20 protein-coding genes are annotated in these 24,692 nt (G+C 66.1%); 11 read left to right on the forward strand and 9 right to left on the reverse strand.

What is annotated here, in order from left to right; genetic code table 11:
- Positions 1 to 23: 23 nt before the first annotated feature.
- Genes HH110_RS06370 through HH110_RS06380 form a run of 3 tightly spaced genes read left to right on the forward strand, consistent with a single transcriptional unit; the run spans position 24 to position 4,326 of the window.
- Positions 24 to 1,664, forward strand: coding sequence for a GMC family oxidoreductase (locus HH110_RS06370; RefSeq protein WP_176988880.1), 1,641 nt, complete (start codon positions 24 to 26; stop codon positions 1,662 to 1,664).
- Positions 1,661 to 3,058, forward strand: a complete 1,398-nt coding sequence (locus HH110_RS06375; RefSeq protein ID WP_176988881.1) for a c-type cytochrome — start codon at positions 1,661 to 1,663, stop codon at positions 3,056 to 3,058. The genes HH110_RS06370 and HH110_RS06375 overlap by 4 nt, the downstream gene beginning before the upstream one ends.
- Positions 3,055 to 4,326: a carbohydrate porin gene (locus tag HH110_RS06380; protein WP_176988882.1), complete on the forward strand. Its 1,272-nt coding sequence runs from the start codon at positions 3,055 to 3,057 to the stop codon at positions 4,324 to 4,326. Before HH110_RS06375 ends, HH110_RS06380 begins: the two co-directional genes overlap by 4 nt.
- Before the next feature lie 28 nt (positions 4,327 to 4,354).
- Here HH110_RS06380 and HH110_RS06385 read toward each other — a convergent pair whose 3' ends face one another.
- Both HH110_RS06385 and HH110_RS06390 read right to left on the reverse strand, forming a co-directional pair.
- Positions 4,355 to 4,591, reverse strand: a complete 237-nt coding sequence (locus HH110_RS06385) for a hypothetical protein (protein WP_176988883.1) — start codon at positions 4,589 to 4,591, stop codon at positions 4,355 to 4,357.
- 113 nt (positions 4,592 to 4,704) lie between these two features.
- On the reverse strand, positions 4,705 to 7,209 hold the full coding sequence (locus HH110_RS06390; RefSeq protein WP_176988884.1) for a hypothetical protein: 2,505 nt from the start codon (positions 7,207 to 7,209) through the stop codon (positions 4,705 to 4,707).
- Positions 7,210 to 7,754: 545 nt separating this feature from the next.
- Between HH110_RS06390 and HH110_RS06395 the strand changes: the two genes are divergently transcribed.
- Positions 7,755 to 8,339 (forward strand): hypothetical protein, encoded by a 585-nt coding sequence (locus HH110_RS06395; protein ID WP_176988885.1) that lies wholly within the window; start codon positions 7,755 to 7,757, stop codon positions 8,337 to 8,339.
- Here HH110_RS06395 and HH110_RS06400 read toward each other — a convergent pair.
- Positions 8,307 to 8,717 (reverse strand): response regulator, encoded by a 411-nt coding sequence (locus HH110_RS06400; RefSeq protein ID WP_176988886.1) that lies wholly within the window; start codon positions 8,715 to 8,717, stop codon positions 8,307 to 8,309. The genes HH110_RS06395 and HH110_RS06400 overlap by 33 nt on opposite strands.
- Positions 8,718 to 8,884: 167 nt before the next feature.
- Between HH110_RS06400 and HH110_RS06405 the strand changes: the two genes are divergently transcribed.
- On the forward strand, positions 8,885 to 9,241 hold the full coding sequence (locus tag HH110_RS06405) for a YkgJ family cysteine cluster protein (RefSeq protein WP_176988887.1): 357 nt from the start codon (positions 8,885 to 8,887) through the stop codon (positions 9,239 to 9,241).
- Positions 9,242 to 9,269: 28 nt separating this feature from the next.
- Here HH110_RS06405 and HH110_RS06410 read toward each other — a convergent pair whose 3' ends face one another.
- The 6 genes from HH110_RS06410 to HH110_RS06435 all read right to left on the reverse strand — a co-directional run bounded on the left by HH110_RS06410 (position 9,270) and on the right by HH110_RS06435 (position 15,433).
- Positions 9,270 to 10,382: an ABC transporter permease gene (locus HH110_RS06410; protein WP_176988888.1), complete on the reverse strand. Its 1,113-nt coding sequence runs from the start codon at positions 10,380 to 10,382 to the stop codon at positions 9,270 to 9,272.
- A complete protein-coding gene (locus tag HH110_RS06415) occupies positions 10,379 to 11,566 on the reverse strand; it encodes an ABC transporter permease (protein WP_176988889.1) in 1,188 nt (395 codons plus the stop codon). Before HH110_RS06415 ends, HH110_RS06410 begins: the two co-directional genes overlap by 4 nt.
- Positions 11,563 to 12,579, reverse strand: a complete 1,017-nt coding sequence (locus HH110_RS06420; RefSeq protein WP_176988890.1) for an HlyD family secretion protein — start codon at positions 12,577 to 12,579, stop codon at positions 11,563 to 11,565. Before HH110_RS06420 ends, HH110_RS06415 begins: the two co-directional genes overlap by 4 nt.
- Positions 12,572 to 13,978: a TolC family protein gene (locus HH110_RS06425; protein ID WP_176989142.1), complete on the reverse strand. Its 1,407-nt coding sequence runs from the start codon at positions 13,976 to 13,978 to the stop codon at positions 12,572 to 12,574. Before HH110_RS06425 ends, HH110_RS06420 begins: the two co-directional genes overlap by 8 nt.
- An 85-nt stretch (positions 13,979 to 14,063) precedes the next feature.
- The gene (locus tag HH110_RS06430) at positions 14,064 to 14,552 is read right to left on the reverse strand and encodes a cysteine hydrolase family protein (RefSeq protein ID WP_176988891.1); all 489 of its coding nucleotides are present in this window, start codon (positions 14,550 to 14,552) and stop codon (positions 14,064 to 14,066) included.
- A gap of 11 nt (positions 14,553 to 14,563) precedes the next feature.
- Complete coding sequence (locus HH110_RS06435) at positions 14,564 to 15,433, reverse strand: MBL fold metallo-hydrolase (protein WP_241696433.1); 870 nt, start codon at positions 15,431 to 15,433, stop codon at positions 14,564 to 14,566.
- 95 nt (positions 15,434 to 15,528) lie between these two features.
- Between HH110_RS06435 and HH110_RS06440 the strand changes: the two genes are divergently transcribed.
- The 6 genes from HH110_RS06440 (at position 15,529) to HH110_RS06465 (ending at position 24,646) form a co-directional block, all read left to right on the forward strand.
- Complete coding sequence (locus tag HH110_RS06440; protein ID WP_176988892.1) at positions 15,529 to 16,512, forward strand: GlxA family transcriptional regulator; 984 nt, start codon at positions 15,529 to 15,531, stop codon at positions 16,510 to 16,512.
- 350 nt (positions 16,513 to 16,862) lie between these two features.
- The gene (locus tag HH110_RS06445; RefSeq protein ID WP_176988893.1) at positions 16,863 to 17,882 is read left to right on the forward strand and encodes an alpha/beta fold hydrolase; all 1,020 of its coding nucleotides are present in this window, start codon (positions 16,863 to 16,865) and stop codon (positions 17,880 to 17,882) included.
- The gene (locus HH110_RS06450; protein ID WP_176988894.1) at positions 17,882 to 19,501 is read left to right on the forward strand and encodes an amidohydrolase family protein; all 1,620 of its coding nucleotides are present in this window, start codon (positions 17,882 to 17,884) and stop codon (positions 19,499 to 19,501) included. Before HH110_RS06445 ends, HH110_RS06450 begins: the two co-directional genes overlap by 1 nt.
- A gap of 37 nt (positions 19,502 to 19,538) precedes the next feature.
- Entirely contained in the window at positions 19,539 to 20,981 is a 1,443-nt protein-coding gene (locus HH110_RS06455) for a serine hydrolase (protein ID WP_176988895.1), read from the forward strand.
- A 184-nt stretch (positions 20,982 to 21,165) separates the two neighbouring features.
- Positions 21,166 to 22,164, forward strand: a complete 999-nt coding sequence (locus HH110_RS06460; RefSeq protein ID WP_176988896.1) for a dipeptide epimerase — start codon at positions 21,166 to 21,168, stop codon at positions 22,162 to 22,164.
- Positions 22,165 to 22,414: 250 nt separating this feature from the next.
- Positions 22,415 to 24,646, forward strand: a complete 2,232-nt coding sequence (locus HH110_RS06465; protein ID WP_176988897.1) for a TonB-dependent receptor — start codon at positions 22,415 to 22,417, stop codon at positions 24,644 to 24,646.
- The last annotated feature ends 46 nt before the right edge of the window (positions 24,647 to 24,692 follow it).

Consider the following 24,692-nt stretch of genomic DNA (forward strand, 5'->3'; position numbering starts at 1 on the left):
TTCATAGCTCTGGAATCCCTCTCATGAAAGCTCCGGTTTTCCGTGATGGCGACGCCGATGCCGACGTCGTGATCGTCGGTTCGGGCGTCGTCGGTGCGTTGATCGCCCACCAGCTGGTGCGTGCCGGTAAATCCGTCCTGGTCCTGGAGGCCGGGCCGCGCTTGAACCGTTCCGATGTGGTCGAGAACTGGCGCAACGCCAGCTTCGAACGGCGCATCGGCAGCGACTTCCAGGGGCCGTATCCGCAATCGAAGTTCGCGACGGCCCCCCTGTATTTTCCCGCCAACGATTACGTCGGCCTGACCGGCCCCGATGCCAGCAGCTTCCACCAGGGCTTCATCAAAGCAGTCGGTGGCACCACCTGGCACTGGGCGGCCTCCTGCTGGCGCCATCTGCCCGTCGACTTCAAGATGCAGTCCGCGTACGGCGTCGGCCGCGATTGGCCGATCAGCTACGAGGACATCGAGCCGTATTACTGCCGCGCGGAAGAGGCCATGGGTGTCTCCGGGCCGAACGATCCGGCGCAGCAGAGCCCATCGGAACGCTCCAAGCCCTACCTGGCCGACATGATTCCCTGGGGCAACGGTGACAAGGTATTCGCCGAGGTGGTCAATCCGCACGGCTACAACCTGGTGCCGATCCCGCAGGGGCGCATGATCAAGCCTTGGAACGATCGCCCCGCCTGCTGTGGCAACAACAACTGCCAGCCGATCTGCCCGATCGGGGCGATGTACAACGGCGTGCATACCGTCGAGGCCGCCGAGGCACTGGGCGCCAAGGTGCTGGCCGAAGCGGTGGCGTACAAAATCGACACCGACGCGCAGAACCGGGTCACCGCCATCCACTGGTATGACAGCGACAAGGTCAGCCACAAGGCCACCGGCCGCAGTTTCGTGATCGCCTGCAACGCGCTGGAAACGCCGCGCCTGCTCCTGCTTGCGGCCAACGAACAGAACCCGAACGGCATCGCCAACTCGTCCGACCAGGTCGGGCGCAACATGCTGGACCACTCCGGCTTCCACTGCTCGTTCATTGCGGATCGGCCGATCTGGCTGGGGCGCGGGCCGGCGCAGTCCAGCTGCATGGTCGGGCCGCGCGATGGGGCGTTCCGCTCCGAGTACTCGGCCACCAAGATCATCCTCAACAACATCAGCCGGGTGGCGATCGCCACCGACCAGGCGCTGAAGATGGGGCTGGCCGGTGAGGCGCTGGACGCGGAAATCCGCCGCCGCGCGATCTACGGGGTGGACCTGTCGATCAGCCTCGAGCCGCTGCCCGACCCGACCAACCGACTGACGCTGTCCAAGACCCGTGTCGACGGCCACGGCCTGGCCTGCCCGGACATCCATTACTCGCTGGGCGATTACGCGCGCAAGGGCTACGACAGATCGTGCGAGCAGCTGCGGCATATCGGCACGCTGTTCAATGCGGAAGAGTTCGTGATCACCACGGCGCTCAACGCCAACAACCACATCATGGGCTCGACCATCATGGGCGCCGATCCGCGTGACTCGGTGGTCGACGGCGATTGCCGCGCGCATGATCACCCGAACCTGTGGCTGCCGGGCGGCAGCGCGATGGTCTCGGCCAGCGTGGTCAACAGTACCCTGACCATGGCCGCGCTGGCCCTGCGCGCGGCCGATGCCATCGAGCGTGCGGCATGAAGACCCTCCTGCTCATCACGATGACTTTGCTGGGTGGCATCAGCCAGACCGTGCGCGCCGACGATACAGTGGAGCGCGGGCGCTACCTGTCCGTCGCGGCGGACTGCGTGGCCTGCCATACCAGCCCGAAGCAGGGCAAACCGTATGCGGGCGGCTACGCGATCGCCTCGCCGCTGGGCGAGATCTGGGCCAGCAACATCACCCCGTCCAAGAGCCACGGCATCGGCACCTACAGCGAGGCCGATTTTGCCAAGGCGGTCCGCGAGGGCGTGCGCAAGGACGGGGCCCATCTGTATCCGGCGATGCCGTACACCTCGTATGCCAAGCTGACCGACGAGGACATCCACGCGCTGTACGTCTACTTCATGCAGGCGGTGGCGCCGGTCGACGAGGAGGCCCACGCGACCGAACTGCCGTTCCCCTTCAGCGTCCGCTCGTCCATGGCGGTGTGGAATCTGCTGTTCCTGGACAAAAAACCCTTCCAGACCGATCCAGCAAAAGGCGCGCAGTGGAATCGCGGCGCGTATCTGGTGGAAGGGCTGGCGCACTGCTCGAGCTGCCACAGTCCGCGCGGCTTGATGATGCAGGAAGTGGGCGGCAAGGCGTTCGCTGGCGGCTCGCTGGGCGACTGGTACGCGCCGAACATCACCTCGCACCCGATCAGTGGCATCGGCGGCTGGACCGATGACGAGCTCGCCCAGTACCTGAAAACCGGCCGTGTGGCCGGCAAGGGACAGGCGGGCGGTGGCATGGCCGAGGCGGTGACCAACAGCCTCTCCAAACTGCGCGATGAGGACATCCGTGCCATCGTGACCTACTTGCGCACCGTGCCGGCGGTGGCGGACAAGGACACCACCCGTGCTGCGTTTGCCTGGGGCGACGCCGCCAACACACCGGGCGAGCAGCCGGTTCGTGGCACGGACGCCCCCCTCGCGTCCGGTGCGGTGCTGTACTCCGGCCTCTGCGCGAGCTGCCACGGTTCGCGAGGCGAGGGCAGCCAGGACGGCTACTACCCGTCGCTGGTGCACAACAGCACCGTGGGCATGGCCCGTCCACAGAATCTCGTGGCCACCATCATCGGCGGCATCGACCGCGAAGTGGATGGCGAGCATGTGGTGATGCCGCATTTCTCTGAAGGCTCGTTCGTCCAGGCTTTGAGCGATGCCGACGTCGCGGCCGTCGCGAGCTACGTGCGGACGAGCTTTGGCCCCGGCGACCAGGTCACGGAAGCCCAGGTCGCGCTGATCCGCGACGGCGGCGAGAAGCCGCTGCTGGCCAAGATCGCACGCCTCTGGCTGCCGCTGCTCATCCTGGGGCTTGCGGCCTTCATAGGGGGGATCCTGCTGCTGCGACGCGCCTGGAAAAAACGCACGCAGCGGAGGGCCTCGGCATGAAGCGCATCTCTCTCCTGGCCAGCCTCGCGCTGGCGGCAGTCGCGGCCAGCGTGCCGGCGTCGGCGGCCGACCCGGACGCCCCGAAACCCAAACCCGTCGACACCATTGCCCAGACGCCGCTCAGTGCCGACTGGGCGGCCCGGATCTGGCTGCAGGACCGTGGCGTGACGCCGAGCGCCCGCATCGTGATCGCCACGGGTGTCAACAGCGATGGCTACAAGGGGACCGGCTGGTCCACCGCCGAACACGTCGATGTTGGCGCCATGATCGATACCGGCAAGGCCTTCGGCTTCGACGGCACGATGCGCGTGGTGCTCTCCGACCGTTTCGGCAATGCGGTCAATGACCGTTCGACCGGCTCCTATGTGCAGAACCAGGCCTTCTATGGCCAGGGGCAGAACCTGCGCTTCAACGAGCTCTCCTACGAGCGGTGGCTGCTGGACAAGCGGCTGAGCCTGAAGGGTGGGTTCTACTCGATGGGCAACGACTTCGGCGGCTTGCCGTACACCTGCAATTTCAACAACAACGGCCAATGCGGCCATCCGCTGGGACCGATCTACAGCTCCGGCTGGCTGGACAATCCGACCGGCCAGTGGGGCCTGCGGGTGAAGTGGGCCGATCCCTCGGGCTGGTACGCGCAGACCGGCATCTACGATGTCGTTCCGATGCGCAAACAGGCCAACAGCGGGTTCCGCGTATCCGATCGTGGCAAGACCGGCCTGTTCCTGCCCGTGGAAGTGGGCTACAGCCACGGCAACACCGGGGAGCATTACGGCGGCACCTACAAGGTCGGCTATTACCTGGATACGTCCAACGCGGACGACATCGGTAATCCGGCCGCACCGCGCGCGTCCCATCGCAGCGGCTCGTACATCCAGCTGGCGCAGCGCGTTCTGAAGCCCGAGGGCGACACGGTGCGCGGGCTGTCAGTGTTCGGGGTGGCGACACGTGCGGATGCCAGGACCGGCCTGATGCGGTACTCGTGGGAAGCCGGACTGAGCTGGCGCGGCGTGGTGGCATCGCGCGAGGATGATGTCCTCAGCCTGGCGTGGACCCGCCTGGATATTTCCGATCGGCTCGCCCAGTACCAGCGCATCACCGGCAAGGACGTGCAGAGCAACGAGCAGTTCGTTGAAATGAACTACGGCGTGCAGGTCACACCGTGGCTGATCCTGCGGCCCGCGGTGCAGTACGTCGCGCGCCCCGGGGCGTATGAAAGTCGGCCGGACAGCTGGGTGTTCACGCTGCAGGCGCAGGCGACGCTGTGATTGTCAAGGCCGGTTTGCTCAACTGCGCTCAACGCGTGAGAAGAACGCCTATCACCGCGAGCAAGGCGACGCCGCTCAGCGCCGACCACCAGATATCACCGATGACGCGCGAATTCCTGAGTAAGAGAAGTGCAATAAAGGCAGCCGAAAGCAGCAGCCCTTGAGTGGCGCCTGCCTGATTGTGCCGCAGCAGCTGCCATCCGCCAAAAGCGAGGCCCAGCCAAGCGCCGGCTGTGCCCGCGTAGAAAACCAGTTCCGTGCGCATGTCGAGTTTGATTGAGTAGAGGTGCCCGTCTCACCGTGCCTGCAGCACAGGAGATGAGCGTGGATCAGCCGCCAACTGTCTCGACGGGCAGTTGGCGGCGTCAGCCTGCTGCTTTAGTAGGCGTAGCCCAGATGCAGCTGCGCCTGGGTGTCAGTAACGGCAAACTGGCGCTGGGCCATCAGTGCGGTTCCGATCGTCAGCCGTGCCCGCCGGTAATCAGCGCCCAGCATGAGCCGATAGTCCATTCCCCGGGGCATGGCGCTCGCAAGTTCGAACGCCTGGTTACCCGCACCGTGGAGACGGGCGAGGCGAGTGCTGGCATTGCTCACTACTGAACCAAGCAGGGCGATGTCACCTCGCAGTTGCCAATTCGCACCGAGTCTCGCATTCATCATGGAACCCAGTTCCAGTTGCACCCCGCTGCGCGTGCCTGCACCTACCGAAAGACCGAAGGCATGAGCACCATATTCCTCGAAGCCCTGTTCGCGGCTATGGTAGGCATTGGCAGCGATGCGAGGCTGCCAATGCACGCCATGTGCGTGAACGTCGCGGCTGAGCGTGCTGCCAAACCGGGTACGTGACAGGCTGCGACGGCTATGCGATTCAAGCTGGGTGCCCCCCCAGCGCAGGCTACGCTGGCCGTCCAGCTGGTGCCATTCGTTTCCCAGGCTGTGCTGAAGGGTGAACGCGCCCAACGACTGACCCATTCCCAGGCCGGCGAAACGGGACTGATTGCGCGTCTGGCCGCCATCGCTGGAGAAATCAGACCCAAGCATGCCCGAGATCAGCTGCAGCTGTCGGCCACCCGCCATTGGAATCGCTACCTGCATGCCTGCACCGGAGCCGCGCACGCCGTAGGTGGTTTCCGCGCCCGGACCGAATGCCACGACACGATGCCCATTGACCGGAGCGGCTCGCGCCAAGCTGGACCAGAAGGCGTCACCGTCAGCGGCCAAGCGCATGCTCGTGGCGGCCATCTCGCTCCCGGAAAGCTGTTGCAGAGCGCGATTGAATTCGGCTGCATCCGCCACCTCCAGACTGTGGAACAACGCGTTGTTATCGTAGCCCGCTTCCAGCGCCCCGGCGACGCCCTGAAGGGAGGTATCGGCGAGTTCACGGTAGTCATTTCGGGTCATGACCACGTCGACGATGCCCTGATCGTCGCGTTCCGCGCGCGCGCGCCAAACCACGCTGGCGCTTCGAATGTTCTGCTCACCTCCTTCAGCACCAGAGAACACCTGGGTCAGTCGCACCTGCGAAGAGGCGGTACCTCGGGTGAAGCCGGTGTCCACGGCAACATCAGACAGCTGCCCTCCCTGGTGGAGCACCATGCGGCCGGAGCTGCCATCGGCATTGGTGCCTACCGTATACCCGCTGATCCCCCTCGGGGCCTGCCAGCCAACGTCTGAACCGGGCCGATTGGCGTGTGCGGTCGTTTCATCGGCGTCGATGCTGCTGCCACTACCATAAACGTGAACCACACCATTGTTGATCAGCTGACCGCCTGCACCCGGCCCCATGCGGAATGCATGGGAATTGTCAGCATGGATATTGATCACGCCGCCGCGGCGGTTGTTGATGGTCGCTGAACCGTCGGACTGCATGGCGACCATATTCTGCCCGTTGATGTTGCCGGCCACACCAACATTGATGGTGCCGTCATTGATGAGAGTGGCCCCCCGACCACCGGACATCGCTACCGCGTTGTCCCCCGTGATGGTAATCGTGCCCTGATTCAAGAGGGTTGCATGGAGGCCTTCAGCATGAAGCGCCGCCTGACCACGGGCTCCGCTGGAAATCAGCGCTCCCAGGCGATTGATGCCTGTGCTTGCGTGACTATCTGCAATCAGATTGAGGACGCGAGCATCGGCCATCATCTCGATCGTGCCGCGGTTGTTGAAACTCTCGATGACCTCGCGCTCGTTACCGACCTGTGCCGTCACCGCAGTCACCAGCGCGCTCTGATGCAGAGCTCCAGATGCGCTGACCATGCCATGGTTATCGAACTCAGACATGCCACCGAGGATGAAGCCACCTCCGTGGACGCTCAGCCTTGCATTGCGCCGCCGCTCCCCATTGTCAAATTCGCTTTCGTCCTGCAGGGTCAGCACAGTATTGCGCAGCTCCATCTCCCCCAGATTCTCGATGTCCGAGTCACCGTTGAGGGTGATGTTGGCGTTGCGCGCCAGCAGACCGCCGAAGTTGTCCAAACTGCCGTCACGCTGCAGGAGGAGTTGCCCGCTCAGCTCGAGGCGGCCATGGTTCTCCATATCGGCGTCATTCTCCAGCACGAGTCGCGCCTGCTCGCCGATGGCAATGGTGCCGACATTGTGCAGGTCACCGCCATTGAGAACACGAAGGCTTCCCGCTGTCAGCTGCAGCTGCCCGTCATTACGCACCTTCCCCGTAATCCGCGTATCGACATTCTGACTCCATACGGCATTGACGCCAGAGGCTGTCAGAGCCTGCAAGTCGCCAAACTGACCTCCTTCCCGACCGGGTGCCGTGCCGCCGTTGTCGCCCCCGCCACCGCTGTCGCTGTTGGAGCCTCCGCTACCCCCGGCGGCCGCAGCGCCACCAACCAGGACGGCGAGGCCGCCGATCAGCCAACCTTTCACGCTGCTGGTGCTGTCGTCATCCGCTGGACAGCTGTCGTCTACGGAAAGGCCATCGCATTCCGGGTCGGAACTGGCATGGGCAGCCCATGGTGAGGCAGCGCACAGCGCCAATGACACCATGATAGAAAGGGGTCGTTGGGTAAATGGGGGGCAACGCATACAGCAGTTCTCCGGGGGTGCAATTGAATTGAGGCGCAGGGCGCCTGCCTTGGCGTAGGGGAGCCTTGGGCGGGTCGCATGATCGGGGAGAACCGCTCGCATGTACCTGCAATTAGTTTCAATAGTGCAAAATTGTGACGCGCTCCTCTGGCGTTATCTCCCGTTTATATGAGCGTGATAAGCGAACCTGCTGATTGGCGCTGTCCGCTCGCGTGAAATGTCTTGTCCGGTCACGGGTTGTGACCCGTCCGCCGCAAGGACCAGGCACGTCCCCGTGCTCTACGGGCGAGCGACTGGCCAAGGTCGGATCCAGCGTCGGTACAGATGCGGTTCGCGGCGCTACACTTTCGCGCTTTCTTTCGCCCACCGAAATGGACCATGCCGCGTTGAAAACCCACACTCTGACGTCCGCGATGCTTCTGGCCGCCATTGGACTCGCCTTGGCACCAGCCGCGCTGGCCTCGAACCCCGCCCGCACCTCGGTCCCCACCCGGTCGCAGATCAATCAGGCGCTGAAGCTGGTCGACTGCAAGGCTGATCGCAAGGCCTTCAGGACGCTGGCGTTCGCCATGCGCGACGTTCAGGAGAGCGGGGAGCCGAAGGCAGGCTGGCAACCGATCGCCACGGAAGGTGAGGCCGATGGCATGCCGCCGGGCGGCATGATGGGTGTCATCGCGGAAATGCGGCTGCCGGCCCCTGTGCGCGTCTTCGGCCATGAGACCACCCGGTTGATCCTGTCGCGCATTTCCATCGTCGCGGCGTTCGATGATCCGGACGTTGCCAGGGAGCTCACCGGGACGCTGGAACTGGAGGGCCGGGGAGCAGACGCACCGCCGGGCGGGATGCGAGTGGTCCAATCCGCGCCCGAGGAGCACGGTGATGGCATCGAGGTCATCGCGCTGGTAGCGGATCGGATCGAGAGCGACCCGTCGCCGATCTCAGTCGCCGGCTGCCTTTACACCACCCGATGACGCCGGCCGCCTGGCCAGTGCCTCCTCGACGCGCTGCTGCAGCACCTTGACGTCGAACGGCTTGCTCACGAACGGCACCTGTTGATGCGCGCGTGGCACGACCTGGTAATACACCGCCGAGGCAAACAGGAAGGGCGTTCCAAGGGCCGCCAGGCGGTCTGCCACCGGAAACACCGGGCCGTCCCGGAGCTCGACATCCAGAATGGCGGCATCGAAGCGCTGGTGGGCGATGACGCTGAGCGCATCGCTCACGGAATAGGCGGGAATCGCCGTATGACCCGACTCGTTCAGCACTTCGATGAACAGCCGGGAGAGCTCGATCTCGTCTTCGACGACCAGTACGGTACGACCAGCAGAAGCAACAGCAGAACGGTTCATGGGGGTGGGGGCGGAGAAGGAGAGGGGTATGGTCTGCCTTCGGGTGTCAACGACGGGCCAAGGCCGTTTTCCTGTTTGTTGACACGGGTCCGGCCGGCGCCTGATGCGTGCCCCGGGCGCCACGGTTGTAAAATGACCTCCCGTTGATGCCGCCGAGGCCCATCCCGATGCCCTATACCAACCGCGACGCGATACAGCGGTTGCGCGAGCAGATTCCCTCGTTCCGCTGCGTGGTGGGATGCCACGACTGCTGTGGCCCGGTCACCGCCTCCAGCGAGGAAGTGGCGCGCCTGCCGGTCAAGAGCGATGCCGAGCATGCCGCCGCGCTGGCCGAGCTGAGCTGCCCGTATCTGGGCAAGAACGGCTGCGAGGTCTACGAAGAGCGGCCGTTGATCTGCCGCATGTTCGGCACCACGCCGACGCTTCGCTGCCCCAATGGCCAGCGGCCTGTGTACATGCTGGACGAGGCGGTCGAGAAGGAGATTCATCAGTTCCTGCGCAGTACCCGGCAGGTGCTGATCTAGCCGGCAGCGGACCCGGGCGCGCCTCCCATCAGTTTGACCGACGTGCGCCAAGGCGCCACACCGCCAGGCCGCCATACAGGACCAGCAGCGCCACCAGCGTCCACAGTTCGTGACTGACTTCGCCCAGGCTCGCATCCATCTGGTTCAGGCGCACCATCAGGTTGATGCCGGGCGTGGTGGGCAGCAGGTGGGCCAGTGCCACCAGCGCAGGCGGCGAGGTGACCGCCGGCCAGGACAGGTTGGCCAGGAAGAACAGCGGGATCGAGCAGGCGATGACCACCTGGAACGCACGCTCGCGGGTGGCGAAAAAGCTGCCGACGAACAGCCCGAACGCCACGGAGGCGGCGATGAACAACGTGCCGCCCAGCAACTGGCCGATGGGATTGCCGCCGCGCGGATAGTCCTGCACCCAGGCGGTGAATCCCGCGTAGTAGAGCAGCCCGAGCAGGCCGATCGTGCCGAAGCCCACCGCCATGCCGGCCAGCGTCGGCAGGTCGAAGCGCAGGCGGCGGCCCAGCGCCAGCCGACGGGCGCCAAGCAGCACGCCGATGCCCATGAGCAGGGTCTGGTGCACGATCAGTTCGGCCACGCCGGGCACGATGGCACTGCCGTAGCCCTCCTGGGTGTTGAACAGCGGGCGCTGCACCAGGGTGATCGGCGGGGCCTGTGGCGCGCCCATGAACGCCGCCTGGGACACCGCCGCCTCGCGGGCGAAGGCGGTCAGGGCATCGGCCACGCCGCCCAGCACCCAGCTGGCTCGGCCCAGGTATGCCCCGTTGCCCATCAGTACCAGGTAGCCATGGCCGCCGCGCAGGATGTCGCGTTCGAGGTTGGCCGGGATCAGCAGGATTCCCTCGGCCCGGCCGGCCTCCATCTCTTCGCGCGCCTCGTCGACGCTGGCCGGCTGGTCGACGATGCGGACCGTGCGCAGGGCATCGACCCGGCGCAGCAGTTCCCGGCTGGTGGCGCTCTGGTCATGGTCGACCACCACGATGGGCAGGTTGCTGGCCACCTGGTGGCGGTAGGCGGCGGGGTAGAAGAACGAGTAGAGCACCACCGCGCCCACCATCAGCACCACCGCATAGCGGTCGGTGAGCACCGTGCGCAGGGTCAAGCGCAGGCTGGCGGCGAAACGGTTCATGCGCCGGCCTCGTTCTGCGCAGCCGGCGGTAGCGGATCCGGGCTGCGGGCGGCGGCGATCAAGCGCCAGCCACCGATGCCGCCGGCCACGAGCACCATCAGCAGCAAGGTGCCCAACGGCCACAGCGAGACGCTCCAGGGCGCGCCGACGAATTGTTGCTGGGTCTGAACCTTGACGTAAGCGGTGAGCGGCAGCAGCACGTTCCAGATCCGGGTGAACAACGGCGCGTCCACCACCGGGAAAGTGGCGCCCGAGAATGCCAAGGCCGTGCCGATGCTCAGGCCGATCGCGGAGAGGGACGTACCCATGTCGCGGGTGAGCCCGACAAACAGCAGCCCCACCGCCGCACAGGCCAGATAGAACAGCGGCTGGGCCAGCATCAGCAGCAGCGCACTGCCGGCGATGCCGTCGCCGCGGAGCAGGGCCAGGTAGAGCACGCCCAGCGCACCGTAGAGCGAGAAAAGCGCGACATACGGCGCGATCTTGCCGGCGATGGCCGCCCACGGTGCGGCGCCCAGCCAGTCGCGCAGGTGACCGTCACGGACTTCACGGCCGAGGCTGGCCGCCACGGCAAGCGCGAGCCCCAGCGACAGGACCGCAGGGAACAGCAACGGCAGCAGGAACAGCTCATAGCTGCGTGCCGGGTTGTGCAGGATGTCCGATTGCACCGCGATCGGCGGCGCGCGCAGCGTGGCCGGGCCCACCTGTTTGGCGATGCGCTCGCCCAGCAACCGCGCATTCCAGGCGCTGACCGCTTCAACGATATCGCGCACGGCCGACTGGCCGGTGGTGAGGTACGTGGCGTTGTAGTACGCAAACACCGCGCCCTGGCGGCCGCGCAGCGCATTGCGTGTCGCATCGCGCGGTACCAGGACCACCGCGAATACCTCCAGCCGGCGTATCTCTGATTGCGCATCGGCCAGGCTGGACGGCTGGCTGGTCACGCGCACGCCGGGGCTGGCATCGAGCATCCGCGTCAGCTGGCGGCTCTCGGCACTGCGATCGAGGTCGACCACCGCGATCGGAATATCACGCATCACCGAGGCGGCGAACAACCAGGCCATCACGCCCAGCATCAGCGCCGGCAGCAGGGTGACCAGCAGCAGATCGGCGCGGTCCCGACGCAGGTGGTGCAGTTCGCGCTGCAGCGAGGCGGTCATGCCCGCCCACACCGGGCGGTTCATCCCTGCGGCCACGCGAACAGCACGCTCATCCCCGGTCGGAAGCCTTCGATACGGGCGACCGGGCGCAGCCGGATCTCGAAGCTGCGCACGTCATAGCCGGAGGATTGGCGGGTGGCGCGCCAGGTGGCGTAGTCGCCGGCCGGATTGATGAAATACACCTCGAACTCGGCATCGCGATCCAGCGCGGGCACGCTGCCGCGCAGCCGGCTGCCCACCTTCAGGCCGCGCATCTGCGACTCACGCAGGTTCACCGAGACCCACATGTGATCGATGTCGACCAGGGTGAACACCGGGTAGCCGGCCGGCACCAGCTCGCCGATGTCGGACATGCGTTTGTTGATCTCGCCCGCCACCGGTGCGCGTCCGTTGACCTCGTCGCGGGCGGCGTTGACTTCGGCCACCGCGCCTTGTGCCTGGCGCACCTGGCCCTGCGCGGCGCGCTTGTCCTGGTCGCGGGCACCCGCCAGCGCCTGGTCGTACTGCGCACGCGCCGCGTTGGACAGCTCGCGCGAACTGCGCGCCTGGGCCAGGGCTTCGTCACGTTTCTGCCGCGTCATCACCCCTTCGTTGAAGAGGTTCTGCACCCGCTGATAGGTGGCGTCGGCGAGGGTGGCACCGGCCTCGGCGCGTTTCCAGTTGGCCTGCGCGGCGCGGATATCCTCGCTGCGGGCGCCTTCGTCGGCCTTGTCGGCCACGGCGCGCGCCGCGTCCAGCGCGCCATGCGCCTGTTCTTCCTTGGCGGCGACTTCCGGGCTGTCCAGCACGAACAGCACCTGGCCGGCCTTGACCCGGTCGCCCTCGCGCACCTTCAGTTCGGCCAGCCGCGCGGTAATCTTGGCGGCGACGTTGACGGTGTCGGCGTCGGCCATGCCCTGCAACTGTTCGGCCGGGGTACGCCAGGCCAGCCACAGGCCGACCACCACCACGATCGCCAACACCAGCACGATAAGGATGCCGAGCTTGCGCTTCTTCGGCGGCGGCGCGTCGGCCGGTGCCTGCAATGTGTCATTCATGCGCGATCACCTCGTCGCCGCGGCGGCGGAATTCTTCATATCGATCCATCTGTCCACTGATCTCCAGCAGCTGTGCCAGTGCCACGTCATACTGATAGGCCGCCTGCGCGCGTTCGACCTGCGCGCCGCCCAGCCCCAGGCGTGCATCGATCACGTCCAGCGAGGTCGCCTGGCCTTCGCGGAACGCCAGCTCCTGCAGGCGCAGGTTCTCACGGTTCTGTTCGATGCTGCTGTCCAGCAGCAGGTACTGCTGGCGGGCGGTGTCCAGTTCGTACCACGCCTTGCGGACGCCGAGCGTCACCTGGTTCTCGGCCTCGCGCAGGCCGGCTTCGGCCTGCTCCTGCTGCGCGCGGGCGGCGCTGATCTGCGCCGGACGCGAACTCGGCGACAGGAAGGTGTACTTGAGGCCGATGCCGAACGCCCAGTCCGGATCCGTCAGCATTTCATCGCGACGACGGAAATCGTACTGGCCGAACAGGAAGACGGTGGGCTTGAGCTTGGCCTGCTGCACCCGCACGCCTTGCTCGGCCTGCGCAACCAGGGCGCGCAGCCGCGCGATCTGGGGCTGCCGGGCCTGCGCATCGCGTTCGAACGTGGGCAGCGCCCCGATCGGCGCCCGGTGCACGAACAGGGGCGACAGCGGCCGGACTTCGCCGCCACTTCGGAGCAGGGTGGCCAGCGCCGCCTTCAGGGTCTGGAGATCATTGAGCGATTTCTGGTACTCGCGCTCGGCCTTGTCACGGGCCACGTTGGCCTGCAGGCGCTGGGCACGGGTGGCGAAGCCTTCGCGCTCCAGTTTCAGGGCATCGTCGAGGTGACGCTGCAGGCCATCGCGCACGTCACGGCGCACGTCCACCGCCTGTTCCGCCAGGCGCTGGCCGAAATAGGCCTGGGCCAACTGCACGCTCAAGGATTGCCGTTGCGATTCGCGCTCGGCGCTGGCCTGGTCGGTGGCACCGGCCGCAGCCTGCTGCGCGGCCGGGATCAGGCCGCCGGTGTACAGCGGCAGCACCGCGGTCACCACCGGACGGGTGCGCCAGTCACGCTCGGTGAACTGCAGGGGCGAGTCGATGCCGAAGGCCTCAGCGACGGGCGCCAACGAACCCAGCGGCAGGGTGAGCGTCTTCTGGAACTGCAGGCGACGCACTTCCCCGGTGATCTCCGGCAGGCGCAGCAGGCGGGTGGCGTCCTGCAGGTCCTGCTTGTTGCGCACCGAGGCATCCGCAGCGGCGAGGGCATTGGACACCTGTTCCAGGCGTTGCTGGGACTGCTGCCAATCCAAGGCGGGGACCGCGGCGCCGTCCGGTGCGGGCTGGGCGATGGCAGCGCCACTCAACAGAAGCAGGGAAAAACAGGTAACTCCTTTTAACGCGCGCGTTGGCGGCCAATGCCGGCTCACGAGGGGCAGCTCCATGGGGTGTGACGGCAAGAGGGTAGTGTGCGCCGCGTGAAGCACGAGTCTTCACGCGGGCACCTCCTGCGGGTCACACCACCTTGCAGCGCCCGGCCAATCCGGAGAGCGCGATGCCACTGATCATCGCGGTCGGCGCAGCGCAGCCCGCACCAATGATCGTGACGTCAACGCCCGCCGCTTCCGGCGACAGTGCCGTATGCGTGATGCAGTGCTGGGTCATCATCCCGACCAGTCGAATGGCCGAGACGTTCCGGGCGGCGAGTGTTTCGCCCAGCGCAGTGCCGAGGAAGCTGTCGGCCTGATGCTTCTCGATCACTGGACAGCCCTCCAGCGCCTCGGCAATGGCCGGATGCAGTTCCGCGCCCTGGGTTCCTGCGGCCATGAACGGACCATCGCTCGGTGCGATGTGCTGGATGCCCACGACCAGCTCACCGGCCTGCCTGGCCTGCGCGATCACGTCCAGCGCTGCAGCCAAGGCCTGTTCGCTGTTTTCCAGCGGGAAGCGGCCGCCTGCGAAGTAGTCGTTCTGGATGTCGACCACGATCAGTGCAGTTTTCATGTTGTGCTCCTTCAGAAGTTCAGGGTTTCGCCATCTTCAGGAATCAGCACGCTGTCCTGGAGTGCTTTCTCACGGACGTAGCGGCGCAGGTCCGCACGGGAGACGGTCATGTGATTCACCGCATCCATGTGGACGGCGACGATCTTCGCCGTCGGCGCCAACGCATGGACACGCGAGGTGTCCTCCACCCCCATGATGATGCCGGTATCGAAGCCCTTGACCCGTGCATCGCCCGTGTTGAGCACGATGACATCGGGGGCATACCGCTTGATCGCGTCCCGTACGTCGCCGGTCCACACGGTGTCGCCGGCGAGGTAGATGGTCGGCTCACCAGCCTTCTGGAAGACGAAGCCGGTCACACTGCCGAGCAGCGTTGCCAGCGGCTCCACCTGGAACATGGCCGCCGACCCGTGCTGGGCGGCGACGCGCGATATCTTCACGCCGCCAAAGGTGACGTGCGCGGGGAGGATACGGACATCAGCGAACCCTTTGCCGCGCAGCAGGGCCGCGTCGGCCTCATGCTGAACGAACATCGTCATCTTCCGCGGGATCAGCGTCTCGGCGGCCGGGTCCCAGTGATCGAGGTGGGTGTGGGTTAGCAGGACAGCATCCACGTCCTTGAGCACCTGGCCCACATCGAAGGGGAGTTCGACGGTTGGATTGCGCAGTTCGCTGCGATATGTATCCGGGAAGCCGGGATATGCGCCCTTTGCGGCCAGCATCGGGTCCACCAGCAACACGGTGTCGCCATAGGTGATCTTGGCCGTGGCATTGCGGATCTGCTGGATCGACGTGGTGGTGGATGCCGGGCCTGCCGCGTTTGCGCTGGTCTGGATACCCAAGGCCAACACCGAGGCAAGTGCGAGGGACAGGAATTTCATGCGTTTCTCTCAGTCTGAGCGGATGGCGCCCAGATTGACGTGGAAGTGAACCTGTGAATACTGGCCTGCGAGACCAACAACGATGGAATCGGGCCATGGCCAGCTACTGTTCATCCCAGCAACGCAGCACGCCCATCCGGGTCGTGGTGGTAGCGCCAGAAGGCGTCAGCGCCTTCCACCTGTCCGTCCCGCTGATGATCTTCGACGTGCATGCAGATGACCCGCCGCTGTTCCAACTGCGGATCGCCGCGGAGCGGAGAGGGGTCACGTTATCGGGTGGGCAGGTGGCGGTGACACCTCACGGCGGGCTGGAATTGCTTGACCAGGCCGAGGTGGTGATCATCCCCGGCTGGGCCAATCTGGATCACCCGCCGAGTGCCGCGCTGAGCGCCACGCTGGTTGCGGCACACCAACGTGGCGCCCACGTCGTGGGCCTGTGTTATGGCGCCTACGCGCTTGCGTACGCAGGCTTGCTCGATGGGCACGCCGCGTCAACACACTGGCTCGCCGAAGCGGATTTCCACGCGCGCTTTCCGGCGGTCACACTCGACATGAATGCCCTGTACGTCGACGAAGACCGCATCGTGACGTCGGCAGGCACCGGGGCGGCATTGGATTGCTGCATGTACCTGGTCAGGAAGCTCTGCGGTGCACGCGAGGCAAACCGCATCGCCCGCATGATGGTCCTGCCGCCGCACCGCGAAGGCGGCCAATCCCAATACATCGACCAACCGGTACCGGCTTCACCTCAGGATGCACTGCTCAGCAGGTTGCTGGACTACATGCGCGAAGATCTGCAACGCGATCATTCGCTGGATGAACTCGCCGAACGCGTGGCCATGAGCCGGCGATCGTTTACCCGTCGCTTCCTCAAGGCGACCGGCATGACGGTCGGCGGCTGGCTGGATGCCGAGCGCCTGCGCAGGGCGAAGGATCTGCTCGAGTCCACTTCTCTGTCCATCGATCAGGTGGCCGAGCGCTCCGGGTACCGCACGGCCGTATCGTTCCGTCAGAGCTTCAACCGCGCATTCCAGGTGAGCCCGCGTGAGTGGCGGCGGGCATTCGCGCTCACGGAGTGAGCCGGACGCTGGTCAACCGCGTGATTGCGTGCGAAGCCAGCGGTGGAGGAGGGGCGCACGAACCGGCCCCGCTTTTGCGCCATTGCGACGGTTTGTCGCCGCCTCGCGTTGGCCAGGTGCCCGCCGGAGCAGGTCATGGGCAGCCGACAGCCCCGCACTGCACATTGACAATTCTCCATATAGGACGTTTATATCCTACATGGGTCTGCTCCAATCCTTGAGCTTGTGCATTGGCTGGCGGGCAGGTCACAGGATTCTCAACCGCCTGCATCGTAACGCAGGCCTCAGCACGCCATTCAAGAGAGCACGACATGACAGCAGTAAAGGGTTGGCGGCGGTTTTGGCGATGGGTGAAGTGGATCCTGCTGGGTCTGCTCGCGCTCGTGATCCTTCTCACCCTGATCGGGGTGGTGTACGAGGCGCTCGCGCGCCGCAGCGCGGCGACCGACCATCCGCTGCGTGGGCAGATGGTCGATATCGGCGGGCGCCAGATGCATATCGAGTGCCGCGGCAGCGGCTCGCCGACCGTGATCTTCGAATCCGGGCTGGGCACGGGCGGGACGATGGATTGGACGCGCGTACACGACCGGATCGCCGGCTTCACCCGTGCCTGCGCCTACGATCGCGCCGGCATCATGCGCAGCGACGCCAAGGACACCCCGCAGCGTGCGTCGGCCGTGGCCGATGACCTGCATGCCCTGTTGAAAGGCGCCGGCATCACCGATCCCCTGGTGTTGGTCGGTCACTCCATCGGCGGGCCGTACATCCGGACCTATGTCGGGCGTTACGGCGGGCAGGTGGCCGGCCTGGTGATGGTCGACCCCTCGCACCCCGACCAGATCGCCCGGCTCGGCAGTGTGGTGAGCATCGATGTCCACCCGAAGAAGGTGTCGCTGTTGATGCACACCGCGACGGCGCTGTCGCGGACGGGCCTGGTCCGCTTCCTGTTCTCGCGCGCCGATCATGGCCCGCGACCCAAGGATGAGGCCGCAGAGATCACGGCCTTCTCCAGCGCCTCGGTCACCGGCGCGACCGCCGAACTCGACGGCTTCGACAGCACCATGGACGATGCCCGCGCGGTCACGTCGTTTGGCGACCGCCCGGTGATCGTGTTGACCGCGTTGAAACCGTTCAAGCCCGATGAGCTGGAGAAGATGGGCCTGTCGGCAGAGGAGGGCGCCCGGTTCAAGCAGGAATGGCGCACGCTGCATGCCGAGCAGGCCGCCCTGTCCAGCCGCGGGCAGCAACAGATCGTGAGCGACTCGGGCCACTACATCCAGATCGACCAGCCGGATCGCGTGGTCGCTGCGGTCCGCGAGGTGGTGGATGACGTGCGCGCTGAGGCGCGTACCGACAAGGAGATGAAATGATGAAGCGCACCCTGCTCTGGGCGGGCCTGTCGATGCTGCTGGCCACCCACGCAGCCGCTGCCGACCATGACCTGGTGATCCGTGGTGGCCGCGTGCTCGACGGCGCCGGCAATCCGTGGGTCCGCGCCGATGTGGCGATCAAGGACGGCCGGGTGGTCCAGGTCGGCCAGGTCCCCGGACACGGCACCCGCGAGATCGACGCCACCGGGCGCTATGTATCACCCGGCTTCATCGACATGATGGACCAGTCCGGTGCGGCGCTGCTCAAGGACGGCGCCGCGGAAAACAAGCTGCGCATGGGCGTGACCACGCTGATCGGCGGCGAGGGTGGCCCGCCGGTGCCTGCGTCCGGGATGCCCGGCTACTTCAAGCAGCTGGAAACGCAGGGTATCGCGGTGAACTTCGGCACCTACTACTCCTCGACCCAGGCCCGCGTGCATGTGATGGGTGATGCCGCGGGCGCGCCCACGCGCAAACAGCTCGATGCCATGGGCGAGCAGGTCAAGATCGCGATGGAGGCCGGCGCGTTCGGCATCTCCAGTGCGCTGATCTATGCGCCCAGCAGCTTCCAGAGCACCTCGGACCTGATCTCGCTGGCCAAGGTCGCCGCCCAATGCGATGGCTTCTATGCAACGCATATGCGTGACGAGAGCGAGGGCGTGGTCAAGGCGATCGAGGAAGCCATCGAGATCGGCGAGAAGGGCGGGGTCAAGGTGGAGATCTTCCACCTCAAGGCGGCCTACGCGCCGGAATGGGGCAAGCTGATGCCGCAGGCGCTGGCGACGATCAATGCCGCACGCGACCGTGGCGTCGATGTCGCCGCCGATCTGTATCCCTACACCGCGGGCGGCACCGGCCTGGAAATCATCGCGCCCAGCTGGGTCTGGGCCGAGGGTCTCGAGAAAGGCATTGAACGCGTGCGTGACCCCAAGGTGCGCGAGCGGATGAAGAAAGAGGTCGCGGCGGGTTCCATGCCCGGCTGGTCGAACCTGGTGCATGCCTCGGGCGGCTTCGAGAATGTGCGCCTGGCCAACAGCTTCAGCGTCAAATATCGGCGGTTCCACGGCAAGACGCTGGCCGATATCGGCAAGGAACTGAATCTCGATCCCGCGGACGCGGCCTGGGACATCGCGCTCGAAGGGCTGCCCAATCGCGCGGTTGCGCTGTACTTCATGATCAGCGAACAGGACGTGCAGCTCGCCCTGCGCCAACCGTGGGTCAGCATCGGCAGTGATGCCGCGGCGGCGGTGAACTACGGCAGCGACGGCGCCATCGGCCTGCCGCACCCGCGGGCCTATGGCACCTTCCCGCGCATCCTCGCCGAGTATGTGAAGCGACAGCACGTGCTGACGTTGGAGGATGCGGTGCGCAAGATGACCAGCTGGCCGGCGCAGCGGATGGGGCTGAGCGATCGCGGGTTGATCCGCGAGGGCATGCGCGCGGACATCGTGCTGTTCGATCTGGACACACTGGATGATGTAGCGAGCTGGGATGCACCTGCTGGCGCGCCGACCGGCATCGAGACCGTGATCGTCAACGGCGTGGTCAGCTTCGAGGGCGGCAAGCACACCGGCGCCAGGGCCGGCTCGGCGCTGCGCCATCAATGCCGCACGCGCTGAAAGACGTGCGCGCACCAACACACACAGGACACACCTCATGATCCGACATTCCACCGGCGGGAGCCTTCTCGCCCTGGCGCTGGCCACGTCTGCGCCGGCATTCGCTGCCGCGCCCCCGATTGCCAGCGCGGATGACCTGGGCACGGCCGTCTCGGCGCAGATCGCCTGCGCGGGCATTTTCGTGGCCAACCGCGCCGAGGCCGACGTGCTGCGTGATGACATCCACTCGTTGGCGCCCTTCACCAAGGCGGTGACGCTGTCGGTGGACCGCAGGGCGGGTACCGTCACCGCCTCCGCGCCCGGCACGCCCACCCGCACGGCGCTGCATCGTCCGGCAGTCGGCTGCACGCTGACCACCGGCGACGTGCCGCTCACCGCACTCAAGGCCCAGACGGCCCGGCTCAAGCCGCTGTCGCCGCTGTCGTCACGCCCGTGGCCGCAGGGCGACCAGCCCGTGCCGGCACTGCAGGCCGCCGCTGAAACGCACCTCGACCGGGCCGCACTCGATGCAGCGGTGCAGGCCGCCTTCGATGAGCAGAACGTGGATGGTTATCCGGACACCCGCGCAATCCTGGTCGTGCAGGGTGGCGCGATCGTCGCCGAACGCTATGCGCCCGGCTTCGACCAGGACACCCGCATGCTCGGCTGGTCGGCGACCAAGAGCTTCATGGGCACGCTGGTCGGCCTGCTGGTCGATGATGGCGTGCTCAAGCTGGATGAGCCTGCGCCGGTGCCGGAGTGGAAGGGTGCGGGCGATCCGCGTGGCGCCATCACGCTGCGCCAGCTGCTGACGATGTCGAGCGGGCTGGCGTTCGTCGAAAGTTACAAGCCGGGCAATGACTCGATCAAGATGCTCTTCGAGGCAGGCGACATGGGCGCACTGGCGGCTGCTTCGCCGCTGGAGCACGCCCCGGGGACGTTCTGGAGCTATTCGTCGGGCACGACCAACCTGCTGTCGCGGATCGTCTTCGAGGCGACCGGCGGCACCCTGGAGGGCATGACCCGTTTCGCGCAGCAGCGGCTGTTCGAGCCCGCCGGCATGCGCAGTACCCTGATCGAACCGGACGAATCCGGCGTGCTGGTCGGCAGTTCCTATGGCTATGCGACGGCGCGCGACTGGGCACGCTACGGGCTGCTGCACCTGAACCACGGCCAGGCCGGCGGCAAGCGGTTGCTGTCGCAGGAATGGCTCGACTTCGCGCTGACGCCGACCCCTGCATCGCCGCGACCATCCTACGGCGCGCAGCTGTGGTTGAACCGCGCAGAAGCCACGGAAGCGGGGCGCAAGGTGCTGCAGGATGTGCCACCCGATGCGTTCATGGCGATGGGCCACAACCACCAGATCGTGGCGGTGATCCCCTCGCAGGATGCCGTGATCGTGCGTCTGGGCTGGACCCCGGAAGGGCAGAAGTTCGACTGGAACAAGCACCTGTCGCGGATCGCGGCGGCGCTCGCTCCGGCCGTCGCACCGACGGAGTAGCCGGAATCGAAGAGAAGAAGGAGGGCGCCCACAGCGGCGCCCATTGACAGTTCTCTTGATAGAGAACTACTGTCTCAATGTGAGAATTACTCACCTTCAGGCAGGGAAACGAGATGTACTCGATCAAGCTGTTGGCGATGCCCCCGATCACGCCTGACCCTGCCGCCGACGGGGCAAACGGCTGATGGCCCGCCTGAAACTCGGCATTGCGGTAGATGCCCTGCGTCTCGCAGCCCCCTTCCGTATCGCCAGTCACGTATTCGACTCCCGGCTGGCCTGCCTGGTCACCCTGGATGACGGCACGCATGTCGGCCGCGGTGAGGCGACCGGGGTTTATTACCTCGGCGAAGACATCGAGACCATGCGCGCCCAACTGGAAGCGGCGCGCGATGCGCTCGAAGCCCATCCGACACGCGAGGAGCTGCGTGCGATCCTGCCCGCTGGCGGCGCACGCAACGCGGTCGATGCCGCGCTGTGGGAGCTGGAATCCAAGCAGACCGGCACACCCGTCTGGGCGCTGGCCGGGCTCGCTGCGCCACGGCCGCTGCCGACGACATTCACGGTGGGTGCCGACGACCCCGCAGCCATGGCGGCGGCCGCAGTTGCTTATCGGCAGGCGCGCTCCATCAAGGTCAAATTGACCGGTGACCTGGACCTCGACATCGCGCGCGTCGCCGCCATTCGTGCGGTGCGCCCGGATGTCTGGCTGGGCGTGGACGCCAACCAGGGCTATCTGATCGGCGATCTCGACCGCCTCGTGACGGCCATGCTTGCAGCCGATGTGTCACTGATCGAACAGCCACTGGCGCGCGGGCGCGAAGCCGATCTCGATGGATTCGTGTCGCCCATCCCGCTCGCCGCGGACGAGAGCGCGCTCACCTTCGCGGACGTGGAAGGACTGAAGGGCCGCTTCAAGGTATTCAACATCAAGCTCGATAAATGCGGCGGCCTGACCGAAGCCCTGTTGATCGCGGCCGCGGCGCGCGAAGCGGATCTGGGCGTGATGGTCGGTTGCATGGTGTGCAGCAGCCTGGGGGCCGCGCCGGGTTTCGTGGTCGGGCAGCTCTGTGACCTCGTCGACCTGGACGGTCCGACCTTCCTCAAGCAGGACCGTAGCCCGGGGGTCGTTTATCGCGACGGCACGATCTGGTGCGACGACGCGGTCTGGGGCGCCGGGAGCTGAGGCGCGGGGGGCGGGGGCGCCTGGCGCACGAAATGATGTCAATGCTGCGACGCAGGATTGACAGTTCTCTGAACAGGACTATTGTGTCCTACATGGGCTTGTAAGTAGCCATTCATCCCAGGAGCGTCATTGCCAGGCCGGCACCACCCCAGCACGACGGGGTGCCCTGACTGCCGCATTCCGTGCCCATTGCCGTGGGCGTCCAGCTTCGCTACCGAGGTCTCATCACATGAGTCACTGTTCGCTCCGAATGAACGCGTTGTCGCTGGCCTGCACTGCAGGCATCCTGGCCTTGGGCTGCAGCGCCACGGCACTGGCACAGGTCGCCGCCGAGAACCCCAACCGCGACGAGGTACATACCCTGGGCACCGTGACCGCGACCGCGCAGAAACGCGTGGAAGTGGTGACCGATATCCCGATGTCCATCAGCGTCATCAGCGAAGAGCAGCTCGACCGCCTCCAGGTCAACAACATGAATGACCTGGCCGGACTGGTCCCCGGTCTGCAGATCACCAGCCTCGGCGCGCCGGGCCGCTCGACGATCTCGATCCGCGGCATCACCCCGATGGGCAACACCGCCTCGACCTCGATCTATGTCGACGATGTGCCGCTGACCGCCAACGGCTCGCTGTCCGGTGCCACCTCCGGCATGTTCGATCTGCTGCCTTACGACGTGCAGAACGTGGAAGTGCTGCGCGGGCCGCAGGGCACGCTGTACGGTGCCAGTGCCCTGGGCGGCGTGGTCAAGTACGTCACCAAACGGCCGGACCTGGAGGACTTCTCGGGCCGCGTCGGCGCCACGATGCGCGTTGTCGACGATGGCGGCCGGGTCGGTCACTCCGAGCGTGCCGCCGTCAACGTGCCGCTGGTGGAGGGTCAGCTGGCCCTGCGCGCCAGCTACGCCGAGCAGACCAGCCCGGGCTGGATCGACAACAGCGTCCTGCATCGCCGCGACACCAACGATGTGTACCAGAACGCCGGCCGCCTTTCGCTGTTGTGGAAGGCGTCGGACACGGTGGATGTCCTGCTCACCGCGATGCGCCAGGAAAACAAGGGCGACAATTTCGCGACGGTCGCACTGGACCCGGCCACCTTCAAACCGAAGCTGCCCGGCTACGCCAATGAATACCTGTTCCTGCAGCCCAGCACGATCAAGTACGACGTGTACGGCCTGACGGTGGACTGGGATCTGGGCTGGGCCGATTTCACCTCTGCCAGCAGCTGGATGAAATCCAACTCGTGGCGCCTGCAGGACCAGTCGGTGGAGTACATCCCGCTGCTCGGCCAGAAGCCGGGCGTCGGTCCGGTGATGGCCTATGCCGGCCTGGACACGGATATCGAACTGAAGAAGTGGACCCAGGAACTGCGCCTGACGTCCAAGGGCGACAGCCGCCTGGAGTGGCAGCTCGGCGCGTTCTACACCGATGAGGATGCCACCTACACCGAGCGTGGCAGTGCATTGAGCCCGGCGTTCATCCCGGTGCTCGATCTGTTCACCGCCTCGGTGCTGACCACCTATAAAGAGAAGGCCCTGTTCGGCAACGCCACCTGGAAATTCACCGACCGCTTCGACTTGGCCTTGGGCGTGCGCCATGCGCGCAACGACCAGGAGTTCCGCCAGACGCTCGGCGGTCCGTTGGGCGGCGACGGGGTGCAGCGCATCACCGAATCCTCGGAAAGCGTGACCACCTGGAGCGCCAGTCCGCGGCTGTTCCTGGGCGAGGACACCATGGCCTACGTGCGCGTGGCCACCGGCTATCGCGCCGGCAGCCCGAACCCCATCCTGCCGGCCGCCCCCGATGTGCCTTCGCAGGTGAAGTCGGACACGCTGATCAACTACGAAGCCGGCCTCAAGACCCACTTCTGGGATCGGCGTGCGCTGGTGGAAGTGGCGGCCTTCCGGATCGACTGGGACGACATCCGCCTGAACCTGCTCACGCCCCAGGGCATCTCCTACGGCGTCAATGGTGGCGAAGCACGCAGCCAGGGCGTTGAATTCACCGGCGCGCTGATGCCGGTCGACGGCCTGCGCCTGAGCAGCAGCCTGACCTACACCGATGCGAAGCTGACCGCGCCGATTCCGCCGGCCCGCCCGGGCGGCCCCAACCAGGCCGAATCCGGTGCACAGCTGCCGCAGGTGCCCGAATGGTCAGGCAGCCTGCAGGCCGACTACCAGTTCCCGACGAGTGGCGAGTGGGGCTGGAGCGTCGGTGGCGCGCTGCGCTATTACGGCGAGCGCGCGGCCTCGGTGGCGTCGACGCAGTCCTTTGATCTGCCCAGCTACACCACGGTCGACCTGACCGCGGAAGTGAGCAGCCAGAACACGACCGTGCGCTTCTTCATCACCAACCTCACCAACAAGGACATCTACGTGGCGGCAGGCAGGACGATTCCTGCGGCAGGCGCGCAGGAGTACCGGCGCTGGAATGCGGTGATGATGCAACCGCGCACGGTGGGTGTGTCGCTCGATTACAGCTTCTGATCGAGCGGGCCGGGGCGGTGCGGCACCGAAGCAGATATGCTTGCAC

Origin of the sequence: Stenotrophomonas sp. SAM-B, assembly GCF_013387485.1 — a bacterium.
Taxonomy (GTDB): domain Bacteria; phylum Pseudomonadota; class Gammaproteobacteria; order Xanthomonadales; family Xanthomonadaceae; genus Stenotrophomonas; species Stenotrophomonas maltophilia_AA.

Bases quoted from the DNA above. Each gene is read 5' to 3' on its own strand.
- HH110_RS06370 (WP_176988880.1), top strand. From the start codon at position 24: ATGAAAGCTCCGGTTTTCCGTGATGGCGACGCCGATGCCGACGTCGTG.
- HH110_RS06375 (WP_176988881.1), top strand. From the start codon at position 1,661: ATGAAGACCCTCCTGCTCATCACGATGACTTTGCTGGGTGGCATCAGC.
- HH110_RS06380 (WP_176988882.1), top strand. From the start codon at position 3,055: ATGAAGCGCATCTCTCTCCTGGCCAGCCTCGCGCTGGCGGCAGTCGCG.
- HH110_RS06385 (WP_176988883.1), bottom strand. From the start codon at position 4,591: ATGCGCACGGAACTGGTTTTCTACGCGGGCACAGCCGGCGCTTGGCTG.
- HH110_RS06400 (WP_176988886.1), bottom strand. From the start codon at position 8,717: ATGAACCGTTCTGCTGTTGCTTCTGCTGGTCGTACCGTACTGGTCGTC.
- HH110_RS06405 (WP_176988887.1), top strand. From the start codon at position 8,885: ATGCCCTATACCAACCGCGACGCGATACAGCGGTTGCGCGAGCAGATT.
- HH110_RS06410 (WP_176988888.1), bottom strand. From the start codon at position 10,382: ATGAACCGTTTCGCCGCCAGCCTGCGCTTGACCCTGCGCACGGTGCTC.
- HH110_RS06415 (WP_176988889.1), bottom strand. From the start codon at position 11,566: ATGAACCGCCCGGTGTGGGCGGGCATGACCGCCTCGCTGCAGCGCGAA.
- HH110_RS06420 (WP_176988890.1), bottom strand. From the start codon at position 12,579: ATGAATGACACATTGCAGGCACCGGCCGACGCGCCGCCGCCGAAGAAG.
- HH110_RS06430 (WP_176988891.1), bottom strand. From the start codon at position 14,552: ATGAAAACTGCACTGATCGTGGTCGACATCCAGAACGACTACTTCGCA.
- HH110_RS06435 (WP_241696433.1), bottom strand. From the start codon at position 15,433: ATGAAATTCCTGTCCCTCGCACTTGCCTCGGTGTTGGCCTTGGGTATC.
- HH110_RS06440 (WP_176988892.1), top strand. From the start codon at position 15,529: ATGGCCAGCTACTGTTCATCCCAGCAACGCAGCACGCCCATCCGGGTC.
- HH110_RS06450 (WP_176988894.1), top strand. From the start codon at position 17,882: ATGAAGCGCACCCTGCTCTGGGCGGGCCTGTCGATGCTGCTGGCCACC.
- HH110_RS06455 (WP_176988895.1), top strand. From the start codon at position 19,539: ATGATCCGACATTCCACCGGCGGGAGCCTTCTCGCCCTGGCGCTGGCC.
- HH110_RS06460 (WP_176988896.1), top strand. From the start codon at position 21,166: ATGGCCCGCCTGAAACTCGGCATTGCGGTAGATGCCCTGCGTCTCGCA.
- HH110_RS06465 (WP_176988897.1), top strand. From the start codon at position 22,415: ATGAACGCGTTGTCGCTGGCCTGCACTGCAGGCATCCTGGCCTTGGGC.